This window comes from Tsukamurella soli (genome assembly GCF_039541155.1).
Taxonomy (GTDB): domain Bacteria; phylum Actinomycetota; class Actinomycetes; order Mycobacteriales; family Mycobacteriaceae; genus Tsukamurella; species Tsukamurella soli.
Genome location: NZ_BAABFR010000241.1, coordinates 1 through 1,250 on the forward strand (window position 1 = coordinate 1; position 1,250 = coordinate 1,250).

Annotated in this window: 1 protein-coding gene and 1 pseudogene; both read right to left on the reverse strand. The window is 72.3% G+C overall.

Going from position 1 to position 1,250, the window contains the following annotated elements; translation table 11 throughout:
- A pseudogene (locus ABD908_RS27360) lies at positions 1–219 on the reverse strand (hypothetical protein); the annotation flags it as partial.
- Complete coding sequence (locus ABD908_RS27365) at positions 216–1,148, reverse strand: beta/alpha barrel domain-containing protein (protein WP_345002060.1); 933 nt, start codon at positions 1,146–1,148, stop codon at positions 216–218. The pseudogene ABD908_RS27360 and the gene ABD908_RS27365, both read right to left, overlap by 4 nt.
- Positions 1,149–1,250 lie beyond the last annotated feature (102 nt).

Sequence of the window (1,250 nt, forward strand, 5' to 3'; positions counted from 1 at the left end):
CTTCGAGTTCCGCGCGCCGACGGTGCTGGTCACGTCGGGCGGCATCGGGCACAACTTCGACCTGATGCGGAAGTACTGGGTCGAGGTCGGCGACGGCGATGCCGACGTGCGGTCGCACCCGGCCGTGCCCGCCGCCGCGCCGAGGCCCAGCACGCCGAGCCCGGCCGCCCGCAGCGCGGATCGTCGATCGATTCCATCGGACGACCTGTGGCGCGTCATCGCCGACCCACCCACTCGAATGCGACCGCCTCGGATCGCGCCCCCTGCGCGGCCTTGGACCGGTTGGGCTCGCCGATATCGGCGAGCAATCCCTCGGCGACGTCGACCAACTCGGCGAGTACGTTCGGCGTGAACCAGGCGGGTCGCAACGCGAAGAGTAGGTCCTCGGTCGAGGTGTTTCCGCTTGCGCCCGGCGCGAACGGGCAGCCGCCGAGCCCGCCCAGCGCCCCATCGACCATCGTGGCGCCGGCAGCGATCGCGGCGAGCGTATTCGCGACACCCATACCCCACGTGTCGTGTCCGTGGAACACCATGCGGCGCACCGGCGATCCAGCTCGGACGGTCTCGAACAGCTCAGTGACCTGCGCCGGCACCGCCTGCCCCAGGGTATCGGCGAGGACGATGTCGCCCGCCGCCTCCGTGCGCACGTCGGCCGCGATCGCCACTACCCGCTCCGGCGCGATGATCCCGTCGAAGGGGCAGGTCAGGGCGGTCGCGATACACAACTGGATCGCGCCGCCCACGTCGGCGGCGCGCGCCGCGGCCTCAGGGAACGCCGCGATGCTGGCCTCCGTGGTGCGCCCGATGTTGGCCTGGTTGTGTGAGTCCGACGCCGACAGGCAGTACTGGAAGTTCCGTGCGCCCGCCGCGGCGGCCTTCTCGACGTGACGCGGGGTGGCGACCCACACCCAGCAGCTCTGCAGCTCCTCCTGGCTCAGCGCGGCGATCACGTCGAGGGTGTCCGCCATCGGCGGCACCAGGTCGCCACGAGCCATCGAGCCGATCTCCAGCGCCGGGACACCCAGCGCGAGAAGCCGTCTCGCGATGTCCACCTTGCGCTGCGTCGGCAGCATCTTGCCTGTCAGCTGCAGCCCGTCGCGCAGCGTCACGTCGCGCAGCTCGGCGGCGTGCGCGACAGGAGAGCTCATCACCCCTCCCCCACGTCGACGCTCACGCCCGCGGCACCGTCGGGCGCGGCACCGTCGGGCGCGGCACCGTCGGGCGCGGCACCGTCGGGCGCGGCACCGTCG

Bases quoted from the DNA above. Each gene is read 5' to 3' on its own strand.
- ABD908_RS27365 (WP_345002060.1), bottom strand. From the start codon at position 1,148: ATGAGCTCTCCTGTCGCGCACGCCGCCGAGCTGCGCGACGTGACGCTG.